At 72.4% G+C, this 22,304-nt stretch carries 19 protein-coding genes and 1 pseudogene; 6 read left to right on the forward strand and 14 right to left on the reverse strand.

Annotated features, from left to right (window positions below; translation table 11 throughout):
* From ABD54_RS09100 to ABD54_RS09150, 11 genes and pseudogenes are all read right to left on the reverse strand, one after another.
* Nucleotides 1-639, reverse strand: a 639-nt coding sequence (locus tag ABD54_RS09100; protein WP_047869030.1) for an SCO3242 family prenyltransferase, incomplete at its 3' end; no start/stop codon positions are given.
* Nucleotides 636-1,793 (reverse strand): inositol-3-phosphate synthase, encoded by a 1,158-nt coding sequence (locus tag ABD54_RS09105; RefSeq protein ID WP_082166749.1) that lies wholly within the window; start codon nucleotides 1,791-1,793, stop codon nucleotides 636-638. The genes ABD54_RS09105 and ABD54_RS09100, both read right to left, overlap by 4 nt.
* A 46-nt stretch (nucleotides 1,794-1,839) precedes the next feature.
* A complete protein-coding gene (locus tag ABD54_RS09110; RefSeq protein WP_082166750.1) occupies nucleotides 1,840-2,559 on the reverse strand; it encodes a hypothetical protein in 720 nt (239 codons plus the stop codon).
* A gap of 180 nt (nucleotides 2,560-2,739) precedes the next feature.
* Complete coding sequence (locus ABD54_RS09115; protein WP_047868999.1) at nucleotides 2,740-7,074, reverse strand: ThuA domain-containing protein; 4,335 nt, start codon at nucleotides 7,072-7,074, stop codon at nucleotides 2,740-2,742.
* A gap of 833 nt (nucleotides 7,075-7,907) precedes the next feature.
* Nucleotides 7,908-8,741 (reverse strand): ABC transporter ATP-binding protein, encoded by an 834-nt coding sequence (locus tag ABD54_RS09125; RefSeq protein WP_047869001.1) that lies wholly within the window; start codon nucleotides 8,739-8,741, stop codon nucleotides 7,908-7,910.
* Nucleotides 8,738-9,772: an iron chelate uptake ABC transporter family permease subunit gene (locus ABD54_RS09130; protein ID WP_047869002.1), complete on the reverse strand. Its 1,035-nt coding sequence runs from the start codon at nucleotides 9,770-9,772 to the stop codon at nucleotides 8,738-8,740. Before ABD54_RS09130 ends, ABD54_RS09125 begins: the two co-directional genes overlap by 4 nt.
* Nucleotides 9,769-10,812 (reverse strand): iron ABC transporter permease, encoded by a 1,044-nt coding sequence (locus ABD54_RS09135; protein WP_047869003.1) that lies wholly within the window; start codon nucleotides 10,810-10,812, stop codon nucleotides 9,769-9,771. Before ABD54_RS09135 ends, ABD54_RS09130 begins: the two co-directional genes overlap by 4 nt.
* Entirely contained in the window at nucleotides 10,812-11,849 is a 1,038-nt protein-coding gene (locus ABD54_RS09140) for an iron-siderophore ABC transporter substrate-binding protein (protein WP_047869004.1), read from the reverse strand. The genes ABD54_RS09135 and ABD54_RS09140 overlap by 1 nt, the downstream gene beginning before the upstream one ends.
* A gap of 371 nt (nucleotides 11,850-12,220) precedes the next feature.
* Entirely contained in the window at nucleotides 12,221-13,060 is an 840-nt protein-coding gene (locus ABD54_RS09145; RefSeq protein ID WP_047869005.1) for an AraC family transcriptional regulator, read from the reverse strand.
* Between the two features lie 36 nt (nucleotides 13,061-13,096).
* Nucleotides 13,097-13,168 (reverse strand): annotated as a pseudogene (locus tag ABD54_RS29355) (zinc ribbon domain-containing protein); the annotation flags it as partial.
* Nucleotides 13,169-13,605: 437 nt separating this feature from the next.
* Complete coding sequence (locus ABD54_RS09150; protein ID WP_047869006.1) at nucleotides 13,606-13,947, reverse strand: hypothetical protein; 342 nt, start codon at nucleotides 13,945-13,947, stop codon at nucleotides 13,606-13,608.
* Between the two features lie 98 nt (nucleotides 13,948-14,045).
* Here ABD54_RS09150 and ABD54_RS09155 point away from each other — a divergent pair, with 98 nt between their 5' ends.
* Together ABD54_RS09155 and ABD54_RS27130 are read left to right on the forward strand one after the other, a co-directional pair.
* Nucleotides 14,046-14,816, forward strand: coding sequence for a helix-turn-helix transcriptional regulator (locus tag ABD54_RS09155; protein WP_047869032.1), 771 nt, complete (start codon nucleotides 14,046-14,048; stop codon nucleotides 14,814-14,816).
* On the forward strand, nucleotides 14,813-14,989 hold the full coding sequence (locus tag ABD54_RS27130) for a DUF397 domain-containing protein (protein ID WP_082166752.1): 177 nt from the start codon (nucleotides 14,813-14,815) through the stop codon (nucleotides 14,987-14,989). The genes ABD54_RS09155 and ABD54_RS27130 overlap by 4 nt, the downstream gene beginning before the upstream one ends.
* Nucleotides 14,990-15,087: 98 nt before the next feature.
* On the opposite strand, the gene ABD54_RS09160 is transcribed toward ABD54_RS27130, so the two are convergent.
* From ABD54_RS09160 to ABD54_RS09170, 3 genes are all read right to left on the reverse strand, one after another.
* The gene (locus ABD54_RS09160) at nucleotides 15,088-15,417 is read right to left on the reverse strand and encodes a DUF3140 domain-containing protein (RefSeq protein WP_047869007.1); all 330 of its coding nucleotides are present in this window, start codon (nucleotides 15,415-15,417) and stop codon (nucleotides 15,088-15,090) included.
* Nucleotides 15,418-15,499: 82 nt separating this feature from the next.
* Complete coding sequence (locus ABD54_RS09165; protein ID WP_047869008.1) at nucleotides 15,500-16,117, reverse strand: hypothetical protein; 618 nt, start codon at nucleotides 16,115-16,117, stop codon at nucleotides 15,500-15,502.
* A gap of 92 nt (nucleotides 16,118-16,209) precedes the next feature.
* Entirely contained in the window at nucleotides 16,210-17,259 is a 1,050-nt protein-coding gene (locus tag ABD54_RS09170; RefSeq protein ID WP_047869009.1) for a LacI family DNA-binding transcriptional regulator, read from the reverse strand.
* Nucleotides 17,260-17,532: 273 nt separating this feature from the next.
* Between ABD54_RS09170 and ABD54_RS09175 the strand changes: the two genes are divergently transcribed.
* From ABD54_RS09175 to rhaS, 4 genes are read left to right on the forward strand one after another with little or no spacing between them, the layout of a single operon-like run.
* Nucleotides 17,533-19,050, forward strand: a complete 1,518-nt coding sequence (locus ABD54_RS09175; protein WP_047869010.1) for a sugar ABC transporter ATP-binding protein — start codon at nucleotides 17,533-17,535, stop codon at nucleotides 19,048-19,050.
* Entirely contained in the window at nucleotides 19,047-20,069 is a 1,023-nt protein-coding gene (locus tag ABD54_RS09180) for an ABC transporter permease (RefSeq protein ID WP_047869011.1), read from the forward strand. Before ABD54_RS09175 ends, ABD54_RS09180 begins: the two co-directional genes overlap by 4 nt.
* On the forward strand, nucleotides 20,053-21,174 hold the full coding sequence (locus ABD54_RS09185) for an ABC transporter permease (protein ID WP_082166753.1): 1,122 nt from the start codon (nucleotides 20,053-20,055) through the stop codon (nucleotides 21,172-21,174). The genes ABD54_RS09180 and ABD54_RS09185 overlap by 17 nt, the downstream gene beginning before the upstream one ends.
* Nucleotides 21,171-22,238 carry a rhamnose ABC transporter substrate-binding protein gene (gene rhaS, locus ABD54_RS09190; protein ID WP_047869012.1) on the forward strand — a complete coding sequence of 356 codons (1,068 nt, stop codon included), beginning with the start codon at nucleotides 21,171-21,173 and terminating at the stop codon, nucleotides 22,236-22,238. The genes ABD54_RS09185 and rhaS overlap by 4 nt, the downstream gene beginning before the upstream one ends.
* Nucleotides 22,239-22,304 lie beyond the last annotated feature (66 nt).

The following is a 22,304-nucleotide window of genomic DNA, read 5'->3' on the forward strand; positions in this document are numbered from 1 at the left end:
GGCCGAGGCCCCGCCCGCCGCCCGCCCGGGCAGGGGCCGGGCGGGCGCGGCGGCGAGCGCGGCACTTGCCAGGGTGCACAGCAGCGCCCCCGCCGCCACGCGGGGCCGCGTCCCGTGCACCTCGCCCCGGCTCAGGGCGGTCACCCCGAGCGTGTGGACGGCCAGCGCCAGAGCGGGCCTGGCCGCGTCGGCGGGGCGCGCGCCCGCACCCAGCAGCACGTCCAGCCCCCGGGCCGCCGCCATGCCCAGCGGGGCCAGCGGGGTCCTCTTGAGGACGAGGTCGTAGCCCCACACGGTGGCGGCCAGGGCCGTGCCCACCCCCGCCGCCCGGCGTCCGCCCGCCGCCGCGGCCAGGCCCACGCCCGTCGCGGTCAGCCCCGCGGCGACCGCCAGGGCCTCGCCGGGGCGCACCGCCCCCGAGGGGACGGGGCGTTCGGGCCGCTCGACCGCGTCCACCTCCCGGTCGGCGTAGTCGTTGAGGGCCATGCCCGCCCAGTACAGGCACACCGAGGCTGCGGGCAGCGCCCAGGCCCCGGGCCCGCGCAGGCCCCCCGCCGCCGCGGCTCCGGCCAGCGTGTCGCCGGGAACGCTCAGCGCCGCGGGCAGGCGCACCAGCCTCGCCAGGTCTCGCGCTCTCACTCGGCCTCCTCCTCCGGTGCCGCGCACCAGGACGTCAGGGCCCGCCACTGTTCGGCCAGGCCGTGTTCGCGGGTGCCCACGGGGTCCTTGAAGAAGAACGCCAGCTCCGGCACGGGGCCCACCCGGCCCCGCCGGTGGGCGTGGGCGGTCAGCCGCGCCAGGTCCAGCACCAGGGGCGCGGCCAGCGCGGAGTCGTAGCCCGACCAGGTGAACTGCAGGGTCATCCGCGCCCCCAGGAACCCCTCGAACGAGACGTGGTCCCAGGCGACCTTGGCGTCGCCCAGGTCCGGGACGTAGTCGATGTGCAGGGGCCCGTCCGGGCCGTGGCCCAGCATGTGCTCCAGACCCCGCGACTTGGACGCGAGCTTGCTCTCGGCGTTGGCCGGGTCGGCCAGGGTGGCGCCGTCGCCGCCGCCGAGCAGGTTGAGCGAGGACCACGAGCGCACGTGCAGCGCCCGGGCGGCGAACATCGGCGCGAGCGCGCTCTTGACCAGGGTCTCCCCGGTCTTGCCGTCGCACCCGGCCCACGGCACGCCCGAGCGCTCGGCGAGCCGCGCCAGGGCGGGCAGCCGGGGACCGGTGTTGGGCGTGAACTCCACGAACGCGCAGCCCGCCCGCAGGGCCGCGTAGGCGTACGCGGAGCTGGCCGGGATCCGCGCGGTCCCGGCGTCCAGGGCCGTCTCCAGGGCGTCGGCGCCGGTGTGCTCGGCGTACGGTTCGGGCCGGGGCTCGGTGCTGGACAGGTCCACCACCACGACGCGTTCGAGCGACTCCCGTCCGGCGAACTCGCGCAGGTCCGCCTCCAGGCGGTCCACGTCGCGGCGCCCCACCCCGGCGGTGGCGGCGTGCAGGCCCCGGCGCAGACGGTGCTCGGTCCGGTCCAGTTCGTCGGTGAAGGCCGACGGCAGGTGCGCGGGCAGCACCCCCGCCCGGGCCAGCCGCTCGGCGTTCTCGCGCAGGCGGATCCCGGAGACGTCGTGGCCGCCGAAGACCAGGTCGCCGATCCCGGGCAGGCGAGCCGGGGCGAACTCGGGGCGCTCGGTCACGCACCCCGTCCGCCCCGACGCTCCGGACCGCACCGCCAGGGCTCCCAGGACGGCGGTGGTCGCCACCGACCCCCGCGCCCCGATCAGCCATACTCCGACTCGCGTCAACGCATGCTCCCCTCTGCGTGCCTCCGGGTGTTCCGGAACCGGTTGGTCACTGGTCACCGCTGTCGCCGCCGCCCTCGCCGGGCTCGGCCCCGTCGGGTCCCAGGGCGCCGCTGCCGGGCGCCGCGGGCAGGTACAGGTGGACGTGGCCGTGGCCGGACTCGACGCTGACCATGTCCAGTTGGGTGGCCGCCACCGACCAGCCGTGCACCGCCTGGGTGCGCAGGTCGCCGGCCAGCTCCAGCAGTTCCGCCCGCTGTCCGTCCCGGGCGCGCTCGGCGTTGGAGTAGGCGACCACCGCCGACCCCAGCAGGTCCACGGCGTTGGACAGCCCCGCGTGCGCGACGTTGTGGCCGCTGCTGCCGGAGGGGGCGTCCTCGAAGTGGACCGCCGCCCCCTGGACGGCCTCCAACCAGGAGTCGACCTCCCCTGCGTCGGGTGCCTCCCCGGCGGGAGTGGAGCCGTCGGGCGGCACGGCCGCGTCCAGGCTCTCCACCACGGGCATAAGCCGCCCGTGCGCGGCGGTGGCGCGCTCGACGAGCTGGTCGACCTGCGCGCGGTCGCGCTGCTGCGCGGAGGCCTGGAGTTCGGCGACGCGCGCCGGGTCGGGGGCGGTGTGGTCGTCACCGGTGAAGGTGAGGACGAGGACGCCGACGAGGGCGGCGACCACCAGGAGGGATCCGGCGGTCAGCCACCAGGTGAGCCTGGGCGGGGGAGCCTGCGTCCCGCGGGACGGGTCGGGGGAGGAGGGGGTCTTCTTGGCGGACACCGTGACACCTTCTTCTCGTCGTACCTGGGGGCCGGACGCCGCGACGTCGCGCTCCTTCTCCCTTCCGGCGGGGCGCCACCGCGGGGGGCGGGGCCGGCCGGAACCGGCCCCGCCGTGGTCACGGGACCCCCGGCGGACGCCGCCCCCACCAGGGGGAGGGCGCGCGCCGGAGGCGTCCCGTCACTCGTCGTCGATGAGCGGACGCAGCCTGTCGGCCAGCTCCAGCAGCTCCTCCCCGGCGGCCTCGTCGGCCACCGCCTCGGCCACCCCGACGAACCGGTCCAGGGCCAGCGTGGCCTGCCCGGTCCGGCCGACGTTGAGGTGGTGTTCGGCCAGCTCCAGTTGCGGGGTCAGACGGCGCGCCTCGGACACGGTCAGCGCGCCGTCGGCCTCCAGGGCGTCGACGCGCTCCCGGACCTCGGCGAACGTGACCGGTTCGACCGCGTCCAGCTCCTGGACCCGGACGTCGCGGAAGAGCACACGGTCGGCGTCGCCGTGGTTCTGCAACCCGATGTGGCCCGAGGACAGGTCACGCGCGGGGTCGGTGCTCTCGAACTCGTTCACCAGCTCCCCGTTGATCCACACGCGGATCACCGGGTCGGCCACCTCGATCTCCATCTCGTTCCACTCGCCGACCCGCGCGGGGTGGGAGTCGGCCGCCTGGAAGCCGTAGACGGCGCCGGTCCGGTGGATCGGGTCGCCGTCGGGCGCCCCGTAGCCGTCGATCTGGATCTCGTAGCCCTCGTCGACGGCGACCCAGGGGTCGTCCCCGGGGTCGGGGAAGCCGACGAAGACGCCGGAGTTGTCCGTCTCCTCGGAGGCGAGGAAGTCCAGCTTCAGCCGGTAGGACTCCAGCTCCGTCCCGTGCCAGAGCAGCCCCATGCCGCCCCGGGTCTCCAGGGCGCAGCCCCCGCCGTCGTCGACGACGCCGAACCCGCCCGGGCCCGCCATGGTCCATCCGTCGAGCGTCCGGCCGTCCCACAGGGGTGTGTAGCCGTCCTCGGCCCCGGCCGAGGCGCACTCGGGCGGCTCGGTGCCGCCCGCCTCGACCGTGACGGTGGCGGTTTCGGAGGCACCGGTGTCGCCGTCGCCGTCCGTGGCCACGGCGCTGACCTCGTACTCGCCCGCCGGTGCCCCCTGCCACGCGGCCGTGTAGGGGCCCTCGGTCACCGTGGCGACGACCTCCTCGCCCACGAGGAACTCCACCTTCTCCACACCGGCCTCGGCGTGGTCGGTGACCTCGGCGGAGAGGGGGACGTCCTCGCCCTCCTCGAAGACCGCGCCGTCCTGCGGGCTGGTCAGCTCGGTCTGGGGGCCGTGCTCGCCGTGGCCGTCCAGGACCGCCTCGAAGTAGTTGACGTTGAACAGGCCGTCCTCGACCGCGGGGCCCTCACCGTCGTAGACCAGGTACAGCGTGAAGGTCTCCCCGGGGTCGGTGACGTCCATGGTCACGTCGGTCCACTCCTGCCAGCCGCCGGTGGAGGGCACGTCTACGCTGCCGAGCAGTTCGCCGTCGGGGGCGTTCACGCGGGCCTCGATGGTTCCGCCCGCCCCGGCGGAGGCGACCCGGAACTCCATCTGCTCGACGCCCACCAGGTTGGTCGTGTCGTAGGCCGTCCAGTCGCCGTGGCCGATGTGGCTGACGTTGACCAGGCCGCCCTCGGCGTCCGCGGTGGGTTCGGTCCGGACCCCCTCGCTGTCGGTGAAGTACTGGGCCTGCGTCCGAGCGGGCTTGAGGGTGACCCCGTCGCTTCCGGTGAGGCCGGGCGCCCCCTCCCCGCCGGAGTCGGTGTACTCGGCCTCCAGCACCCAGAAGATGTTCATGTCGTGCCCGTGGCCGCCGTCGACCTCGGTGACGCTGACGTCCTCGCAGCTGTCGTACTGGGTCCACGGGTGGGCGTGCCGGTCGTGGCCGAGCGAGGCCGTGACCGCGACGTCGCCGCAGTCGACGCCCTCGCCCACGGAGCCGTCCTCGGCGTCCGCCACGTCCACGCTGAAGGGGATCCGGTCACCCCAGTGGAAGAACTGGCCGTCCCGGGGGGTCTGGAAGGAGACCTCGGGCGCGGTGTTGCCCGCGGTGACCGTCGTGGTGGCCGTGCCCGTGCGCCCCTCGGAGTCGGTGACGGTCAGCACGACCGTGTACTGGCCCGCCTCCTCGAAGGTGTGGGCGGGCGAGACCTCGGTCGAGGTCCGGCCGTCGCCGAACGACCACGCGTACTCCAGGGGCAGGCCGCCGGGGTGGCTGGAGCCCTCGGCGGAGAACTCCACCTCCAGCGGGGCCGGCCCCGAGGTCGTGGAGGCGCTGATGTCGGCGACCGGGGTGGTCCCGCCGCCGGTGTAGTCGATGCGCGACAGCGCCGAGTCGTCGGCCCCGCCGAAGTAGCCGGACCCGTACTCCAGCACGTACAGGGAGCCGTCCGGGCCGAACTCCATGTCCATGGGGTTGGCCAGGCTGATGTTCGGGACGGTCTCGGTGATGTCCAGTACCCGGCCGTCGTCGCCCAGGTGCACCTGCTTGATCCAGTCGCGGTCCCACTCGTAGAACAGCGGGACGCCGTCGTAGTACTCGGGCCACTTGGTGTCCGACTCCAGCTCGGGGTCGAACCGGTAGGCCGGGCCGCCCATCGGGGCGCCGCCGCCCGTGCCCAGCTGCGGGAACTCCTCCGACTCCTCGTAGCTGTACCAGATCGAGGCGGGGGTGACGGGGGGCAGTTCCGCCAGGCCGGTGTTGCGCGGGGAGTCGTTCACCGGCGCGGCGCAGTCGAACGCCTCTCCGGAGGCCCCGGTCTCGAAGTCGTAGTCGACGAACGCGCTGTTGTCGCCGATGCAGTAGGGCCAGCCGATGTTGGCGGGCTCGGCGATGGCGTGCCAGGAGACCGTGTTCCGCGGTCCCCGTTCGGGGTCGGGCTCGTTGGCGTCGGGCCCGTAGTCGCCCAGGTAGACGGTGCCGTCCTCCTCGTCCACCGTGAACCGGAACGGGTTGCGCAGGCCCATGGCGTAGATCTCGGGCCGGGTCTGCTCGCCGCTGTACTCCTCCGGCGGGAAGAGGTTGCCCTCGGGGATCTCGTAGCCGCCGTCGTCGGTGGGCGTGATCCGCAGGAGCTTGCCGCGCAGGTCGTTGGTGTTGGCCGAGCTGCGCTGGGCGTCGAAGGCGGGGTTGCGCGACTCGCGCTCGTCGATGGGCGTGTAGCCGTCCGACCCGAACGCGCTGGTGTCGTCGCCCGTGGCCAGGTAGAGGTCGCCCTCGGCGTCGAAGTCGATGTGGCCGCCGACGTGGCAGCACATGCCCCGGTCGGTCCCGACCTCCAGCAGGACCCGCTCGCTGTCCAGGTCCAGGGCGGGCGTCTCCCCGTCCGTGAACTGGAAGCGGGAGAGGTTGTTGTGGCCCTCGTAGGGCTCGAAGTCCTCCGGGGAGCCGTCCGCGGGCGCCTCACCCGCCGGGACGCCCTCGATCACGGGCGCGTAGTACAGGTACACCCACCCGTTCTCCTCGAAGTCCGGGTCCAGGGCGACGCCCTGCAGCCCGTCCTCGTCGTGGTTGTACACCGGGACCCGGGCGATCAGCTCGGTGGTGCGGGTGTCGGGGGACCACAGCCGCACGTCGCCGCCGCGGGTGATGTGCATCACGCGGCCGTCGGGCAGGACCGCCAGGCCCATGGGCTCGCCCACGGAGTCCTCGCCCTGCGCGAGGGTGACCTTCTCGAAGTTGTCCCACTGCGTGGCCCCGCAGTCGCCCTCTGCGGTCCCGGCCGCCCACCGCAGCCCGCCGAGCAGGTGCCGGGTGAACTCCGGTTCGGAGTAGGACTCCACGGTGTGGCCGCCGCCGGTGTACCAGGACCGGCCGCCGTCGTAGGCCTGACACCAGGCGATCGGGTGGTCCCACCCCATCTGGCCCCCGGGTTCGACCTGGTCGGCGTAGGAGTCCTCGTCGAGTCCGGCCAGGACGTGCACGTCTCCGCGCGGGGACAGGTCGAAGTCGTACCACTCGTCGCGGCGCTCCCAGCTGGCAGGCAGGTGCTCGGTGGAGGGGTGGACCCTGTCGTTGACCACCACCCGGGCGTCCTGCGTGCCCGGCGGGTGGCTGGCGAAGTAGCCGCCGACGAGGTCGCCGTACCACTCCCAGTCGTAGTGGGTGTCGGAGGCGGAGTGGACGCCGACGAAGCCGCCGCCGCCCTGGACGTAGCGCTCGAAGGCGCCCTGCTCCTCCTCGTCGAGCACGTCGCCGGTGGTGGAAAGCCAGATCACCGCGTCGTAGGCGGCCAGCTCCTCGTCGTTGAACACCGAGGAGTCCTCGGTGTGCGAGGTCTGGAAGCCGTGTTCCTCTCCCAGCGCCTCGATGAGCGCGACGCCGTGGGGGATCGAGTCGTGCCGGAAGCCGGTGGTCTTGGAGAAGATCAGCGTGTTGAACGCGTCCTCGCCGGTCTCGTCGGCGTACGCGACCGGTGCGGTCAGCGTGAGCGCCATGGCGACACCCGACGCCAGCGCGCCGAGTGTCAGCAGGGGTCTCTTCTTCATACGGAACCTCACCTGGGGGGTGGGAGCGAATCGATGAGTCCGTGCGGCGTGCCGGCGCCGACGGCAGGGGCGGCCCGGCGGTCGTGCGGTCCGGTGGGGGCCGAGTGGCTGCGACCGCTTGGCTGAGGGGGTCCTGCTATCAGGTGCGGGAAGCGGGGGTGCCGCCTCATCGGTCTCAGCCCATACCGGCTCCTTCCTCGATGGCCCGGCCGGAGGCGGACGACGCGGTGGCCGGGGATCGGGGCCGCCCGGCCCGTCAGCGCTCCGTCCACGTCTCGGAGGGGGAGGCCCGGCGGGTCGCCGCCGCCGGACTTCACTTGGTGCGGGAGGGGCAGCTCTTCGTAACCGGGAGAGGCCATGCCGACGGTCCGAGGACGCCACACCGCCCAACCCTTGTGATCTGCCTCACCTGCTGCCTCGAACCGTACGTCGGGCTTATGCCGATCGTCAAGCAGAAGTTGTCGGTGCAGGTCGCAATAGGTGGAGTCCGGACATCCAATAGATTCGGGTTCGAAGGCGGCCCCGGCGGGTGCTTCCGGTGGTCCCGGGGATTCCCGTCGCTCTCCGGGGCCGATTCGTGGCTCGGGGCGCACAAGCGGTGACGCGCTCAGGCGTCGACGCACCCCCCCGCCGGTCCCGGCACCCACCGTCGGCCCCGAGGGCGGTCGGCGTCCGGGGGCTGACCAGGCCACGCCGGGAGGCGGCCCGGGGCACGAGTACGCCGCCGCGCCCCACCCGGGGCGCGGCGGCGCTCGGCGTGACCGCGCGGGGCTCCGGGGCCCGGGACCGGGGCGGCCCCGGCGGGCGGCACCGGTCGCGCGGCGGCGCAGGGTTCACTCCGCCAGCCGCTGCTCCCCGCGTTCGGCCCGGGCGCTGTGGTAGCGGCCCAGGGGCAGCATGAGGGGCCTGCCCGACGTGGGGTCGGTGATCACCTCGCTGCGCAGGCCGAACACGGCGTGCACCGTCTCGGGGGTGAGCACCTCCTCGGGCGCGCCCGCCGCGTGCAGCCGACCGGAGGCGAGCGCGATGAGGTGGTCGGCGTAGCGCGCGGCCAGGTTGAGGTCGTGCAGGACCAGCACGATCGTCGTCCCCAGCGAGCGGTTGAGGTCGGTCAGCAGGTCCAGCACCTCGACCTGGTGGCTGACGTCCAGGAACGTGGTCGGCTCGTCCAGCAGCAGCAGGTCCGTGCGCTGGGCCAGGGCCATCGCGATCCACACGCGCTGGCGCTGCCCGCCGGAGAGCTCGTCCACGGGCCTGTCGGCCAGGTCCACCGTCCGCGTCGCCTCCAGCGCCTCGGCCACGGCCTCGTCGTCCTCCCGGCTCCACCGAGAGAGCATCCTCTGGTGGGGGTGGCGGCCCCGCCCGACGAGGTCGCTCACGGTGATGCCCTCCGGGGCGATCGGCGACTGCGGAAGCAGACCGAGCGTGCGCGCCAGCTCCTTGGACGGCAGGCGGTGCACCTCCTTGCCGTCCAGGAGCACGTGCCCGACCCGGGGCGCTAGCAGCCGCGACATCGAGCGCAGCAGGGTGGACTTGCCGCACGCGTTCGCGCCCACGATCGCGGTGATCCTGCCGGGCGGGACGGTCAGGTCCAGCGACTCGATGACGACGCGGTCCTTGTAGCCGAGCGTCAAATCCTCGACGAGCAGCGAATGGGCCGTGGTCAAAGCGAGCCTCCCACGCGGTTGGTGCGGACGATCAGGTAGACGAGGTAGGGGGCGCCGAGCACGCCGGTGACGACCCCGACCGGGTAGCGGGTCCCGAAGGCGTACTGCGCGCACAGGTCGGCGACCAGGATCAGCAGCGCCCCGACCAGCGCCGAGGGCACCAGCAGCGAGCCGTTCGGCCCCACCAGGCGTGCCGCGATCGGCCCCGACAGGAAGGACACGAAGGCCACCGGCCCCGCCGCCGCGGTCGCGAAGGCGATGAGCCCCACGGCCCCGACGATCGCGACGAGCCGGGTCAGGTCCACGCGCACGCCCAGGGCCGAGGCGGTGTCGTCGCCGAGCTGGAGCGCGGACAGGTTGCCCGACTGGGACAGGAGCACGGGGGAGAGGACGACCAGCGCGACCACCACCGGGACGGTCTGGTCCCAGCTCGCGCCGTTGAGGCTGCCGGTCAGCCACCGCATCGCCTCCTGCAGGTCCCACTGGGCTGCCTGGTCGAGGATGTAGTCGGTGACGCTGCTCAGCATGGCGGCGATGCCGATGCCGACCAGGATCAAGCGCGTTCCGGCGACCCCGTCCTTGAAGGACAGCGCGTACACGGCCAGCGCCACGAGCAGGCCCGCCGCGATCGCGAAGGCCGACACCCCGGCCTCGCCGAGCGAGAGCACCACGATCGCGAACACGGCCGCCGCGCTGGCCCCCGCGCTGATACCGATGATGTCCGGGCTGGCCAGGGGGTTGCGCAGCATGGTCTGGAACGTCACGCCCGCGAGCCCGAAGCACAGCCCCGCCGCCACCGCGAGCACGGCCCGCGGCAGCCGGAGCCGCCCCACGGTGAACGAGGCGCCCGGCACGTCCTGGCCCAGGACCACCCGCACGACGTCGCCGGGCGGGTAGAAGGTCTGCCCGACCATCAGCGACAGGGCGAACACGAGGACGATCGCCGCGGCCAGGGCGGCGATCACGAAGCGCCGCCGGTGGGCGCGGCGCACCCGGCCGCGGGCGACGGTCTCGACTGTGGAGGCGCTCACAACGCACGCACCTTCTGACGGCGGACGATGTAGATGAAGAAGGGGGCGCCGATCAGCGCGGTCACGATCCCCACGTCGATCTCCGCGGGGCGCGCCACGATGCGGCCGACCACGTCCGCCGCGGTCAGCAGGGCGGCGCCGGTGAGCGCCGAGAAGGGGATCAGCCACCGGTGGTCCACGCCCACGAGCAGGCGGCACACGTGCGGGACGACGAGGCCGACGAAGCTGATCGGTCCGGTCACGGCGGTGCTCGCACCGCACAGCACGACCGCGCCGACGAAGGCCGCGCCCCGCGCGAGGGCGACGCGCTCGCCCAGGCCCGCGGCCAGCTCGTCGCCCAGGGCGAGGAGGTTGAGCGCGCGCGCCGACAGCAGGCACACGGCGAACCCGGCCAGGAGGAAGGGCAGCACCTGCGTGACGCTGTCGAAGGTCCCGCCGCCAACGCCGCCGATCTGCCAGGACCGCGCCCCCTCTGCGATGTCGGCGCGCGGGAGCATGACGGCCCTGATGAAGGAGGCCAGCGCCGCGGTGGTCGCCGCCCCGGCCAGGGCGAGTTTGAGCGGTGTGGCCCCGCCCCGGCCCAGGGAGCCGATGGTGTAGACGAACACCGTGGTCAGCCCCGCGCCGACGATCGCCACCCACACGAAGCTGGTCGCCGAGGCCAGGCCGAAGTAGGCGATGCCCGCGACGACGGCGAGCGAGGCGCCCATGGTCACGCCCAGGATGCCCGGGTCGGCCAGCGGGTTGCGGGTCACGCCCTGCATGACCGCCCCGGCCGCGCCCAGGGCGGCTCCGGCTAGCACGGCCAGCAGCGTGCGGGGGATGCGCTTGGCCACCGCGGCCTGGTCGAAGTTCTCGGCCGCGCCGCCGAAGGCCGCCACCACGGCGGTCCAGGGTACGTCGCGCGAGCCGACGACCACCGAGGCGAACATGAGCGCGGTCAAGGCGCCCAGCACCACCAGCAGCCACAGGGCCTTGCCGCGCCTCGGGCGCCGCACGACGGCGGCGCCCGAGACGGCGTTGGAGGTGTCCGTCGCCACTACTGGGCCTCGTCAGCGGCCCCGGCGAGGAGCGACAGGTAGTCGTCCAGGACCCATGAGATCGACAGCGGGGTCGGGTTCGCGGCCGTACCCAGCGGGTCGTCGCCGGGGAGGTTGACGACGGAGCCGTTCTCCACGGCGGGCATCTGCGACAGCAGCGGGTCGCCCTCCAGGGTCCGCACCAGGTCCTCGCCGCCGTAGGTGACGATGATGTCCACGTCGTTGAACGCGTCCGCCTGCTCGGCGCTCCGGCTCAGGGAGAACTGGTCGGTCTCGGCCGAGGCGGTCGCGACGCTCTCCGGGGTCCCCAGGCCCAGGTCCTCGAAGAACATGGCGCGGGTGTCGTGCGTGGTGTAGAAGCTGACCTCGCTCAGGTCCGTGGTGTCCACGTGGGTCAGGAACATCGCGGACCGGCCCTCGAACTGCGGGTACTCCGCGGCCGAGTCCTCGATCTCCTGCTCCAGTCCGGCGATCAGCTCCTCGCCCTCGGCCGCCATGCCCAGGGCCTGGCTGTTGAGCTCGATCATCTCCCGCCACGGCGTTCCCCAGGCGGTCTCGGGGTAGGCGACGACGGGGGCGATCTCGCTGAGCGTGTCGTAGTCCTCCTGGGTCAGCCCGGAGTAGGCGGCCAGGATCACGTCCGGCGCGGTGTCGGCGACGGCCTCGAAGTCGATGCCGTCCGTCTCGTCGAACAGGACCGGGGTCTCCGCGCCCAGCTCGGTGAGCTTCTCCTCGACCCATGGCAGCACGCCGTCGCCGTTGTCGTCGCCGAAGTCGGCGGAGGCCATGCCGACCGGCACGACCCCCAGGGCCAGCGGGACCTCGTGGTTGGCCCAGTTCACCGTCGCGACCCGCTCGGGCTCGGACTCGATGGTCGTCGTGCCGAGCGCGTGCTCGATGGTGACGGGGGTCCAGTCCCCGGAACCGCCGTCCTCCCCGCCGGAGGAGTCGGAGGAGCTGTCGGAGGAGCAGGCGGCGAGCGCGACGGTGAGCAGCGCGGCGCCGGAGAGCGCGGCCAGCCTTGAAACGCGGGGCATGGTTTCCTTCCCATTGCGGCCGTGGGGCCTCTTGCGGCCCCTGGGCCTCAGCCATGGCGGCGCCATGGTCCGGCTCCCGCACCGCCCCGGCGCGCACGCGGGGGCGTGCGTCCGGGAGGGGACCGGTCGGGGGCGGGTCGCGTGGGGACAGGAGCCCAGGGGTGCGCGTCGCCGACCCGACCGCGGCGATGCCGAGAGATTAGGTTTGCCTAACCGAATTTAGGGTGTCCTTGGTGGGTTCGCAATCGCGTAGATGTGACATCTTTTGTAGCGATTCGGACAAGCGGGGTGTGGCGGGGGAGCCTGGAGAGCTGGGCGGGGCCTGTGCTGCCGGTGCTGTCGTAGGACCTGAAGCGCTGTCCCCGCGGGCCTCACAGGGCGCGGAAGCGGCCCGGACTCAGACCCGTGACCCGTCGGAAGGCCGCGCCGAACGCGCTCGCCGAGTGGTAGCCGACACACACCGCCACCTCGTCGATCTCGTCCCCCCGCGCGAGCATCGTCACCGCGTGCTGGGCGCGGGCTGTGGCCAGCCACTGGCTGAACCCCAGACCCGTCTCGGCGCGGAACGCCCGGGTGACGGTGCGGGTGCTCACACCCAGCCGCGCCGCCCACACGGCCAGAGTGGTGGTGTCGGCGGGGTCCTCGCGCACGGCGGCGACGATCGGGGCCAGCAGCGGCGACTCGGGGATGTGCAGGATCAGCTCGCGCCGGGCCGGGGCGATGACGTCCAGCACCATCGCCTCGGTCCGCGAGCGCCCGTCCGCGGTGAGCCCCTCGGCGTCGAGCCGGTCGAGCAGGAGCCGCAGGAGCGGGGTGACCTCCACGGCCACGGGTTCTTCGGAGATCGAGGGCACCGCGTGGACGCCGAACTGCGCGGCGCGGTGCCAGGTCCCCGCGGGGGTCCACCCGGAGTGGCGCGTCCCGGCCGGGAGCCACAGGCCGACCGTGGGGGTGATCGTCCAGACCCGCGTGCCGACGATGGCGGAGGAGGCGCCCCGCTGGTTCCAGAGCAGTTCGTGCGTGGGGTGCGAGTGCTCCTCCCAGAACGTGTCCCGGGGGATGACCTCGGCGCTGCCCATGACGACGAAGGGCACCTCGATCTCACCGGCGGCGTAGGAGGGGAGCCTGCGGCTGTCGATCGCCTCGCGCCGCGGGGGCCCGGCGGTACGGAGTCGAGTCGCCGGGCCCGGTCGGGTGTCTCGTTTGACCACGTCGTCCAGGTTAGGCGCCGGTGGGCGCCGACGCGCGCTGTGGCTCTCCACCGCGACGTGTCCGCACGAGTGACAGGTCTGGGACGTGTACGCGGGATCGACCTCCACGATCCGAGTGCGGGTGCGCCGGGCCGCGTTTCGCGCTCGGTCTCCTTCGGGGGCTGGAACACCTGGTCGAGCAGGTCGCCGTCAGAGCTGGCGAAGGCCACCGCCACGCCCCGGCGGTGCCCGCCGCTACCGCCATGAGCCCGGCACGACTCGGCCTGCCCGCCGGTGAGTGCGAGCCGATAGCGGCATCCCGTCAACACAGTGTGCACGCCTCCCCTCGAACCAGCGCACACCGTAGTCGGGCCCTACGGCGTTGTGGTGGGGGCGGCTCGCCCGGGCCTGAAGGGCGGGCCCTTCTCCGAAACCGAAACCGACCGATCCTCTTCCCAGTAGAGGTGTTCCTAGCCTGTAATGCAAATGTCGTTTCTCGGATGTAACGTGGAGAATTGAGATGTCTCCGAGATTGGTGTAGGTCTCGTGGTTTTTTCTTCCCGCGATCACTGCGTTCCGCGAACCTGACGGTAGGCGGAACGGTTCGGCAGCGGCGGATGGAACCCGGCCCTGTCCTCGACCACGGAGTCCACGAGGAGGCTGATTCGGTCGCGCTGCACGTACTTCCAGGTGCCGCACCGGTCCTGGTAGCTCCAGGAGAAGTCGTCCTTGAGGCCGATGGCGACGTTGCCCAGGTAGGAGGGGCCGACGAGGGCGCGTTCGACGTCGGGGCCGTGGGTCCAGGGGAAGCGCCGCCACTCGACGGTGAAGGCCAGGCCCCGCTGGCTCTGGAAGGCTGCGAGGGCAGTGGCGAACATGTCCGGGTTCTGCTGCGTTCGGTTCTGCATACCCTCAGGCTGGCCCGGCGGCTCCGTGTTTCAGAGTAAGTGCGGCCTAGCCCAAAACGAATGGTCGGGCATGCAACCTTGTGGCTAGCCTGGGGGATATGGTGGAACAGAATTTCGGGCAAATCCTCGCGCATGAGCGCAAACAGGTTGGCTATACCCTCCGAAGGCTCGCTTCGCTTGCGAACTGCTCTGCGTCAACGCTGTCACGCTGGGAGAACGGCCATGTCAGCCCAGCTCGGGATGATGTGGAGAAAGTAGACAAGGCGCTAGGTGTGAACGGCCGCCTGGTCAGGGAATGGGAGTTCGCGACGGCCGGAGGACTTCCCCCTTGGATGCGCGACATGAGCCGCCTTGAGGAAGCAGCGGAGACGATAGAGCTGATATCTCCGCATGTGGTACCTGGGTTGCTCCAGTCTCCTCAGTACCTTCGGCTCGTCATGCGCGAAGGGCTCCACCCTGGTTCCCCCAAGGAGATCGATCGCCTCATCGCGCTCCGTTCCGCGCGCTATCAGTACCTGAGTAGTAAGAACGATCCGAACGTGATTGCTGTGTTCCCGACTTCGGCTTTGACGTGCGTCCCGGAGGATGTCCGCAAGGAACAGGTTGCACGCCTTCTGTCCGTCTCCAGTAGTGGGAAGGTGATGGTTCACCTGATCCCTGAAGGTTCCATCCTCGTCGGAGTGACCAGCATGCTCCTGATGTTCCATCTTCGGGGCGGAGGGAAGGCTGCGAGTGCGGATCATGTTCGCGGTAACGTCTTCTACGAGGAAACGACCGGGTATGACCGACTCCATGGCCTGGTCAAGCGCGCGCTGGGCAGCGCTCTTCCCGCTGCGCAGTCACGAGAGGTTCTGGAGAAGCTGCTGTGAACGTCTGGCACAAGAGCTCGTATTCATCAGGTGCTGAGTCTTGCGTGGAGGCCCGTGAGTGCGTGTCAGGCGCTGATGTGAGAGACACCCAGAACCGGGAACTGGGCCACCTCAGCTTCGACCGCCGCGAGTGGACCTCCCTGCTCTCCCTGCTGGCGTCCTCCCGTCGCTAGCGACAGCGTTCCCGGCGCTCTCCCCCCGAGACAGCAAGACCCCCGTTCCGCCTCCTGGAACGGGGGCCTCGCACCTAAAGGCCACTCAGCGCGGCGCGTCAGCCCTTGAGCGGGTCGTGCCCCCAGTTCATCAGCGAGTACCGCCACGGGGTCCCGCTCGGGTCCCCGGACGGCTTCTGCGCCAGGTGCCGGTGCACGTAACCGGTGACCTTGCGCATGTGCTCGTAGTCCCGCTCCTTCAGATCACCCCGCGAAGCGCGCAGGACGTCCACGATCCGCCGCCCCGAGCGGTGGCCCTCGGACTCCCCGTCGCCCTCGCCCACGGACTTCGACTCGTCGGTCTCCAGCCACCGCTCCAGCTCCCTGGGCGTCATGTTGACCGCCTCGCCGAACTCCTGCCGTACCTGCCGCCGCTGCTCGTCGTCCATGTCCGCCCCCGTCCCCTCGTTGTCCGTTCCCCGGCCAGCCCTCGGCGCGGCTGTGCCTCCGCCTGTGTCCGCCCCTGCGCGGTCAGCCCTCGGCACGCCTGTCGAGCACGCGCAGCACGGTCTTGCGGGCCTTGTGCCCGCGTTCGTGCTCGGCGGCGCGGCGGGCCTGCTCCGAGGACATCCCCCGCGCCTTCTCGGCGGCCTCGGCGGCGGGGAGCCGATCCAGTTCGACGGACCTGCGGGCCGACTTCGCGGCCGGAGGGTTCGGCGAACGTCCCCTGCCCCGCCCGTCGTCGCGTCGCTTGGTGCGCTGTGCGTGCCGCCGCTCCTGAGGGCTGAGCTGCTCCCAGGCGTGGCGGGGGAGGTAGCGCTCGGTGCCCCCGGGCTCCTTGGAACCGCTGTCGCGCGCCCGCGCGTCGCCGGAGGCCGTCTGCCACTCCTCCTCGGTCCACCGCCGAAGGTCGCGCTGGTCGCCGCTCAGGTGGTCCGGGTGCCGGTAGCCGCCGCCCTCGCGTTCGTACTCTTGCGTGAGCAGTTGGCTCTTGCGCGCCGACCACTTCCCGGCGGCCCCGCCCTTGTCCGAGGCCTTGATCCGCTCCTTGAGCCGTTCCCGCAACTCGGGGTCGGTGTAGTCCCTGCGGTAGTCCCGTGCGTCCTTGCCCTTGCCCTTCCCGGGGCCCTTCTCCGTGTCCTCGCCCATGTGGGCCGAATACCCTTCCCACCGGGCCAGTACTACCCTGAGCAGGGCTTTTGCACGGGCTTTCCTTCGGTTGGAAAGCAGGGGAACACGGATCAGGGGCGGTACGCCGCCGTCGAGCCCCGCACCACCAGCTCCGGCGTGAACAGCACCCGCTCGTGGACGTGCTCGCCGTGGTTCAGCTCCGACTCCAGCAGGCGCATCGCCGCACGGCCCAGCTCGTACTTGGGCTGGGCCACCGTGGTCAGCCCCGGATGCACCAGGTCGGCGAAGTCCACGTTGTCGTAGCCCACCACCGACATGTCCTCGGGCACCCGCAGGCCCCGCTGGCCCAGGCCCTTCATCACGCCGAGCGCGAGCTGGTCGTTGGCGCAGAACACCGCCCGCGGTCGCTGTCGCGGCCCCCCGCCCAGGATCGCGTCCACCGCCCGCTCGCCCTGTTCGGGGTTGAGCAGCGGCTGCTCGACCACCCGCACGCTGGCGTCCGGGTCCAGTCCGGCCTCGGTGAAGGCGTCGCGTAGCCCCTCGTGCCGCCTGCGCACCTGCTCGATGGCGAACGGCCCGGTCAGGAAGGTCACCGTCTCGTGCCCCAGCCCGATGAGGTGCCTCCCGGCCGCCATCCCGCCCGCGTGGTTGTCCACGCTGACGCTGCACCCCACGTCCTCGGCGACGTCGCCCCGGTCCAGGGCCACCCAGGAGGTCCCCTGGCGGCTCAGCCACAGCAGGTCCGACAGGTCGTCGTCCACCGGCATCACCACGGCCCCGGCCGCGCGCTGCTCGGCCAGCAGGCGCACGTTGCGCTGCTGGCGCTCGCGCTTCTCGGCGGAGTTGAGCAGCACCACGGCGAGCCCGGACCCGGCCGCCTCGTCCTCCACGCCCCGGGCGACCTCGGTGAAGAACGGGTTGGTCACGTCCAGCACGAGCAGCCCCACTGACTCGCTGCGGCCCGAGCGCAGGCTGCTGCCGGAGGAGTTGCGCACGTAGTCGAGTTCGGTGATGGCCGCCTCGACCCGCAGGCGGGTGGCCTCGGCGACCCGCTCGGGGCGGTTGAGCACGTTGGACACGGTTCCGGGAGAGACCCCGGCGCGCCGGGCGACCTCGGTGATACCCACGCCGCGGCGTGCGTTGGGGGACCTGGTGGACAAGGGGCTTCTCCCGTGCGTGTGCGGAGGGCGATGCGATGCATCGTACTCACACCCCGATTGAAACGTGTCAATCCACCGCCCGCGGTCAAGTGTCTCCGGCCTCGCGTCTGCTGGAAAGGGCTTACCAGCAGGAAGGCCGTTATCGCTGTGAGACCTGCGAATTCTCGGACGATCCTCTTGACGGTGTGACGTGCGGCACTTAGCATCCACTTCATATTAAAACGTTTTTGCCAGTCACGGCAAAGAGGTATGGCAAAGAGAAGGAGGGCGCACGTGGACCCAGCAGAGGTCCCCCCACCCCTCGCCCTGGTCGACGTCACCAAGTCCTTCGGAAGCGTCCGGGCCCTGCGGGGGCTGTCCCTGGAACTGCGCTCCGGAGAGATCCACGCACTGGTGGGCGAGAACGGGGCGGGCAAGTCCACCCTGGTCAAGACCATCGCGGGGGTGCACCGGCCGGACGGCGGACAGGTGCTCGTGGACGGCCGCCCCGCGGAGTTCGCCGCGCCCGTGGACGCCCAGCGCGCCGGGGTCGCGGTCATCTACCAGGAACCCACGCTGTTCCCCGACCTGTCGGTGGCCGAGAACATCTTCGTCGGCCGCCAGCCCCGCACCCGCCTGGGCACCATCGACCGCGGCCGCATGCGCCGCGACACCCGGGAGGTCTTCACGCGCCTGGGCGTGGACATGGGCCCCGACCGCCCCGCCCGGGGGCTGTCCATCGCCGACCAGCAGCTCGTGGAGATCGCCAAGGCCCTCACCCGCCGGGCACGGGTCCTGGTCATGGACGAGCCCACCGCCGCCCTGTCCGGCGTGGAGGCCGAACGCCTGTTCACCGTCGCCCGCAACCTGCGCGACTCCGGCGCGGCACTGCTGTTCATCTCCCACCGCTTCGACGAGGTCTTCGCCCTGTGCGACCGCGTCACCGTGGTCCGCGACGGCGCGTTCGTCTCCTGCGACCCCACCGGCGACCTGGACGTGGACACCGTCGTGCGCCGCATGGTCGGCCGCGAGGTCAGCAGCCTCTACCCCAAGGAGGAGGCCGAGCGCGGAGAGGTCCTGCTGGAGGTCGACGGCCTGACCCGCCACGGCGTGTTCGCCGACGTCTCCTTCTCGGTGCGCGCCGGGGAGATCGTCGCCCTGGCCGGACTGGTCGGCGCCGGACGCAGCGAGGTCGTCCGCGCCGTGTTCGGAGTGGACCGCTACGACGCGGGCACCGTGCGGGTGGAGGGCGGTCCGCTGGCGCCGGGGCGGCCCCGGGCCGCCATGGCCGCCGGGCTGGCCCTGGTCCCCGAGGACCGCCGCCAGCAGGGCCTGGTCATGGAGTCCTCCATCGAGCGCAACGCCACCGCCACCCGCCGCCGAGCGCTCAGCCGCCTGGGCCTGCTGCGCCCCCGAGCCGAACGCGACTCCGCCCGCGAGTGGGGCGAGCGCCTGAACCTGAGGTTCGGCCGCCTCACCGACCCCGTCTCCACCCTCTCCGGCGGCAACCAGCAAAAAGTCGTCCTGGCCAAGTGGCTGTCCACCGATCCCCGCGTGCTGTTCGTGGACGAGCCCACACGCGGCATCGACGTGGGCACCAAGGCCGAGGTCCACCGTTTGCTGTCCGCCCTCGCGGGCCGGGGGCTGGCCATCGTCATGGTCTCCAGCGAACTCCCCGAGGTCCTGGGCATGGCCGACCGGGTCCTGGTCATGCACGAGGGCCGGATCACCGCCCACCTGGACCGCGCGCAGGCCGACGAGGAGTCGGTCATGTACGCGGCCACCGGACAGCGACCGGGCGAGGCCGCATGACGAACACGGTCAGCACCGCCCCCACCCCCGCTCCCGCCGCGCGCCGCGGGCTCCAGTTCCGCGAACTCGGCGTGCTCCTGGCCGTGGTGATCCTCGTGGCCGCCACCTGGCTGTACAACCCCGGTTTCCTGTCCAGCCAGGGCGTGCGCGACCTGTTCCTGGGCGCCACCGTCCTGTCCGTCCTCGCCGTCGGCCAGGCCCTGGTCCTGATCACCAGGAACGTCGACCTGTCGGTCGGCTCGGTCATGGGCCTGTCGGCCTTCGGCACCGGCCTGCTGTTCGTGACCTTCCCCGGCCTGCCCGTGCCCGTCGCGATGCTCGCCGGGGTCGGCGTCGGCCTGGTCGCGGGTCTGCTCAACGGCCTGCTGGTCACCACTGTGCGGGTGCCCGCCCTGGTCGTCACCCTGGGCACTTTGTACGCCTACCGCGGCCTCAACCACTGGTGGGCAGGGGGCGAGCAGGTCAACGCCCACGACATGCCCGACTCCTTCCTGCTCCTGGGCCGCTTCAGCGTCCTGGGCGTGCCCCTGCCGGCCGCGGTCGCCATCGTCGTCGTCGCCGTCGTGGGCTTCTACCTCGCCAGCTACCGCTCGGGCCGCGAGCTGTACGCCATCGGCTCCGACGCCGACGCCGCCCGGCTCTCCGGCATCCCCGCCTCGCGCCGCGTCACCTGGGCCTTCGCCGCCAACGGGGCCCTGGCCGGGCTGGCCGGGGTACTCTTCGCCGCCCGCTACGGCACCGTCGACTCCACCGTCGGCACCGGCATGGAACTCCAGGTCGTCGCCGCGGCCGTGGTCGGCGGCGTGGCCATCGCGGGCGGCGTGGGCACCGTCTACGGGGCCGCGCTCGGCGCCGTCCTGCTCACCACCATCACCGCCGCCCTGCCCATCTGGCAGGTCGACCAGTTCTGGCACCAGGCGGTGGTGGGCGCGCTCATCCTGGCCGCCATCGGCCTGGACCGGCTGCTCGCGGTGCGTACCGCGCGCAGGCTTCGAGGAGGAGGTGCCCGTGGCGCCTGAACGCACCGTCACCGCCCCCGCCCCCGACCGTGTGCCCGAGGGCGCCCCGGGCCGCGGCCCCGGCGGCCCCGGCCGGATCCGGTCGCTGCTCTCGTCCCGCGAGGCGCCCGTGGTGGGCGCGCTCGTGGTCACCCTGCTGGCCGCCGGGCTGTTCGTGGACATGTTCGCCACCGCGCGCAACATCGACTTCCTGGTGCTGAGCGTGGCCGCCATCGCCCTGATGGCCCTGCCGATGACGCTCATCGTCATCACCGGCGAGATCGACCTGTCGGTGGCCAGCACCCTGGCGCTGACCAGCGCCACCCTGGGCGTGCTGTGGGAGGCCGGGATCGCCATCGAGACGGCCCTGTGGATCTGTCTGGCCGCGGGCGCGCTGCTGGGCGCCCTCAACGGGTTCCTGGTCACGGTGTGCGGGCTGCCGTCCCTGGCCGTGACCATCGGCACCATGGCCCTGTACCGGGGGCTGGCGTACGTGCTGCTCGGCGACCGCGCCGTGGCCAGCTACCCCCAGAGCTGGGTCGGCGGCGTCCGGGCGCCCTTCCTGGGCGTGGAGGGCCTGCCGTGGATCGCCGTGGCGGTCCTGGTCCTGGCCGTGCTGTTCGGGGTGCTGCTGCACGCCACCGCCGTCGGCCGCTCGCTGTTCGACATCGGCAACAACGACGAGGCCGCCCGCTTCACCGGGGTGCCGGTGCGCTGGACCAAGTTCTGGCTGTTCACGCTCAGCGGCGCGGTGGCCTCCGGGGCCGGGATCTTCTGGACCCTGCAGTACGGCACATCCCGCGCCGACACCGCCCTCGGCCTCGAACTCCAGGTCGTGGCCGCGGTCCTGCTCGGCGGGGTGTCCATCTTCGGCGGGGTCGGCTCGATCCTGGGCGTGCTGAGCGGCGTCGTGCTGCTGGGCGCCATCCGCAACGCCCTCCAGCTCTTCGGTATCAGCAGCGAGGTCCTCCAGGTCGTCACCGGCCTCATCCTCATCGCCTCCGTCGTCACCCCCAACCTCGTGGCCCGGCTGCGCGCCAGACGCGTGCCCGGCCCCAGACCCTCCTCACCCCCGGCCGCGGCACCGTCCGCCGCGTCCGCCCCCACCAAGGGAGAACACTCATGACCCAGGGCCGCCCACGCCACCTGATCCTGGCCGCGTCCGCGTTCGCGGTGCTGACGACCGCCGCCTGCGGCGGGGGCACCACCATCGAGGACGCCCAGGAGGAGAACCGGGCCGGGCCGACCGGCACCGCCGACCCCGACGCGCAGATACCCGAGGGCCTGAAGATCGACTTCCTGCCCAAGCAGCTCAACAACCCCTTCTTCGAGATCGTCGACCAGGGCGGCACCGAGGCCGTCGAGGAGGTCGGCGGAACGGCCACCGAGCGCGGGGGCACCGAGGCCACGGCCGACTCCCAGGTGGAGTACGTCAACGCGGCCAGCCAGGCGGGCAGCGACGTCATCGTGATCGCCGCCAACGACCCCGACGCGGTCTGCCCCGCGCTCAACGAGGCCCGCGACAACGGCGCGGCCATCGTGGGCTACGACTCGAACGCCAACTGCACCGACGTGTTCGTCAACCAGTCCTCCACCGAGCTCATCGGCCGCACCCTGGTCGAGATGATCGCCGAGGACCTGGGCGGAGAGGGCACCTTCGCCGTCCTCTCGGCCACCCCCAACGCCACCAACCAGAACGCCTGGATCGCGGAGATGGAGGAGGTGCTCACCGAGGAGGAGTACGCCGACCTGGAGCTGGTCGCGACCGTCTACGGCAACGACGACGACCTGGACTCCTTCCAGGAGATGCAGGGCCTCATGCAGTCCCACCCCGACCTGGGCGGCGTGGTCTCGCCGACCACGGTGGGCATCGCCGCGGCGGCCCGCTACGTCAGCGACTCCGAGTACCGCGGGGAGGTGGCCGTCACCGGCCTGGGCACGCCCAACCAGATGCGCGAGTTCGTGGACGACGGAACGGTGAGCCAGTTCGCCCTGTGGAACCCGCTAGACCTGGGCTACCTGGCCGGGTACACCGGCGCCGCCCTCAAGGCCGGGCAGATCACCGGCGCCGAGGGCGAGACCTTCACGGCCGGACGCCTGGGCGAGTTCACGTTCGAGACCGAGGGGGAGATCGTGCTCGGCCCGCCGCAGGTCTTCGACGCCGAGAACGTGGACGACTTCGACTTCTGAGCCCGTCTCCGGGGGCCGGGCCCCCGGAGACGTTCCCGCGGCGGCGGAGCCGCTTCGGGGGCGCCC

Origin of the sequence: Nocardiopsis sp. RV163, from assembly GCF_001029525.1 — a bacterium.
GTDB lineage: Bacteria > Actinomycetota > Actinomycetes > Streptosporangiales > Streptosporangiaceae > Nocardiopsis > Nocardiopsis dassonvillei.

Bases quoted from the DNA above. Each gene is read 5' to 3' on its own strand.
- ABD54_RS09160 (WP_047869007.1), bottom strand. From the start codon at position 15,417: ATGGACGACGAGCAGCGGCGGCAGGTACGGCAGGAGTTCGGCGAGGCG.
- rhaS (WP_047869012.1), top strand. From the start codon at position 21,171: ATGACCCAGGGCCGCCCACGCCACCTGATCCTGGCCGCGTCCGCGTTC.
- ABD54_RS09150 (WP_047869006.1), bottom strand. From the start codon at position 13,947: ATGCAGAACCGAACGCAGCAGAACCCGGACATGTTCGCCACTGCCCTC.
- ABD54_RS09180 (WP_047869011.1), top strand. From the start codon at position 19,047: ATGACGAACACGGTCAGCACCGCCCCCACCCCCGCTCCCGCCGCGCGC.
- ABD54_RS09165 (WP_047869008.1), bottom strand. From the start codon at position 16,117: ATGGGCGAGGACACGGAGAAGGGCCCCGGGAAGGGCAAGGGCAAGGAC.
- ABD54_RS09140 (WP_047869004.1), bottom strand. From the start codon at position 11,849: ATGCCCCGCGTTTCAAGGCTGGCCGCGCTCTCCGGCGCCGCGCTGCTC.
- ABD54_RS09115 (WP_047868999.1), bottom strand. From the start codon at position 7,074: ATGAAGAAGAGACCCCTGCTGACACTCGGCGCGCTGGCGTCGGGTGTC.
- ABD54_RS09155 (WP_047869032.1), top strand. From the start codon at position 14,046: ATGGTGGAACAGAATTTCGGGCAAATCCTCGCGCATGAGCGCAAACAG.